Source organism: Terrisporobacter muris, assembly GCF_024621905.1.
Lineage (GTDB): Bacteria > Bacillota > Clostridia > Peptostreptococcales > Peptostreptococcaceae > Terrisporobacter > Terrisporobacter muris.
This window is the reverse complement of the sequence record NZ_JANKBY010000531.1, coordinates 1-1537: the sequence shown is the minus strand read 5'-3', so window position 1 is coordinate 1537 and position 1537 is coordinate 1. Positions and strand designations below refer to the sequence as shown.

Below are 1537 nucleotides of genomic sequence, written 5' to 3'. Positions count from 1 at the left end.
GTACTAATAAAAGTTAATACTTTATATAAAGATTATGTGGTTATTATAGCAAAGAGGATACACCTGTTCCCATTCCGAACACAGAAGTTAAGCTCTTGAGCGGCAATGGTACTTGGGGGGCGACCCCATGGGAGAGTAGCACGTAGCCACGTTATGTTCCAAGGTAGCTCAACGGTGGAGCACTCGGCTGTTAACCGATAGGCTGAGGGTTCGAGTCCCTCCCTTGGAGCCAAGAAAGTGCCGAAGTGGCGGAACTGGCAGACGCACAGGACTTAAAATCCTGCGAAACTTATACTTTCGTACCGGTTCGATTCCGGTCTTCGGCACCAAATTAATATCGCGGAGTGGAGCAGTTGGCAGCTCGTCGGGCTCATAACCCGAAGGTCACAGGTTCGAGTCCTGTCTCCGCAACCATTTAAATACTATGGCTCATTGGTCAAGCGGTTAAGACACCGCCCTTTCACGGCGGTAACAGGGGTTCGATTCCCCTATGAGTCACCATGCGGGTGTAGCTCAATGGTAGAGTTCCGGCCTTCCAAGCCGGCTGTGAGGGTTCGATCCCCTTCACCCGCTCCATTTATTTATCCCGGGACCATAGCTCAGCTGGGAGAGCACCTGCCTTACAAGCAGGGGGTCACAGGTTCGAGCCCTGTTGGTCCCACCATAAAACTTATAAATGCGGCCTGGTAGTTCAGTTGGTTAGAATGCCAGCCTGTCACGCTGGAGGTCGAGGGTTCGAGCCCCTTCCAGGTCGCCATAATACTTTTTTCAATACTATGCTGGTATGGCTCAATTGGTAGAGCAGCTGACTTGTAATCAGCAGGTTGTAGGTTCGAGTCCTATTACCAGCTCCATAATATGGAGGATTTCCCGAGTGGCCAAAGGGGGCAGACTGTAAATCTGTTAGCTGTGCTTTCGGTGGTTCGAATCCACCATCCTCCACCAAAAGAAGTATGCGGATGTGGCGGAATTGGCAGACGCACTAGACTTAGGATCTAGCGCCATTGGCGTGGGGGTTCGACTCCCTTCATCCGCACCACTTTTTAACTATACCTAGTATGCGGGAATAGTTCAGTGGTAGAGCGCAACCTTGCCAAGGTTGAAGTCGCGAGTTCGAATCTCGTTTCCCGCTCCAAACAAAACAAACAATATATGTGGGTGCATAGCTCAGCTGGATAGAGCAACGCCCTTCTAAGGCGTGTGTCCGGGGTTCGAATCCCTGTGCGCTCACCACTTATATATTGGGGATTAGCCAAGTCGGTAAGGCACATGACTTTGACTCATGCATGCGTAGGTTCGAGTCCTGCATCCCCAGCCATATAAATATGACTCATTAGCTCAGTCGGTAGAGCACTTGACTTTTAATCAAGGTGTCCGGAGTTCGAATCTCCGATGGGTCACCATTAATCTGGAGAGGTGTCCGAGTGGTTTAAGGAGCTGGTCTTGAAAACCAGTGATGCTTAACGGCACCGTGGGTTCGAATCCCACCCTCTCCGCCAATAGCGCCCAGATAGCTCAGTCGGTAGAGCAGGGGACT

15 tRNA genes and 1 rRNA gene are annotated in these 1537 nt (G+C 50.9%); all 16 read left to right on the top strand.

Annotated features, from left to right (window positions below):
* The first annotated feature begins 35 nt into the window (after nt 1-35).
* A 5S ribosomal RNA gene (gene rrf, locus NSA58_RS20030) occupies nt 36-152 on the top strand.
* Between the two features lie 5 nt (nt 153-157).
* Nucleotides 158-232 (top strand) — tRNA-Asn (locus NSA58_RS20025).
* A gap of 7 nt (nt 233-239) precedes the next feature.
* Nucleotides 240-329: transfer RNA gene (locus NSA58_RS20020), tRNA-Leu, on the top strand.
* A 9-nt stretch (nt 330-338) separates the two neighbouring features.
* Nucleotides 339-414, top strand: a tRNA-Met gene (locus NSA58_RS20015).
* Between the two features lie 12 nt (nt 415-426).
* Nucleotides 427-501 (top strand) — tRNA-Glu (locus tag NSA58_RS20010).
* Nucleotide 502: 1 nt separating this feature from the next.
* Nucleotides 503-576: transfer RNA gene (locus NSA58_RS20005), tRNA-Gly, on the top strand.
* Nucleotides 577-588: 12 nt separating this feature from the next.
* Nucleotides 589-664: transfer RNA gene (locus NSA58_RS20000), tRNA-Val, on the top strand.
* Between the two features lie 16 nt (nt 665-680).
* Nucleotides 681-757: transfer RNA gene (locus tag NSA58_RS19995), tRNA-Asp, on the top strand.
* A gap of 21 nt (nt 758-778) precedes the next feature.
* Nucleotides 779-854 (top strand) — tRNA-Thr (locus NSA58_RS19990).
* A gap of 6 nt (nt 855-860) precedes the next feature.
* A tRNA-Tyr gene (locus tag NSA58_RS19985) sits at nt 861-945 on the top strand.
* 10 nt (nt 946-955) lie between these two features.
* Nucleotides 956-1039: transfer RNA gene (locus NSA58_RS19980), tRNA-Leu, on the top strand.
* A gap of 21 nt (nt 1040-1060) precedes the next feature.
* Nucleotides 1061-1135: transfer RNA gene (locus NSA58_RS19975), tRNA-Gly, on the top strand.
* Between the two features lie 21 nt (nt 1136-1156).
* Nucleotides 1157-1233 (top strand) — tRNA-Arg (locus NSA58_RS19970).
* 9 nt (nt 1234-1242) lie between these two features.
* Nucleotides 1243-1318 (top strand) — tRNA-Gln (locus NSA58_RS19965).
* A gap of 9 nt (nt 1319-1327) precedes the next feature.
* Nucleotides 1328-1403: transfer RNA gene (locus NSA58_RS19960), tRNA-Lys, on the top strand.
* 7 nt (nt 1404-1410) lie between these two features.
* Nucleotides 1411-1499 (top strand) — tRNA-Ser (locus tag NSA58_RS19955).
* The last annotated feature ends 38 nt before the right edge of the window (nt 1500-1537 follow it).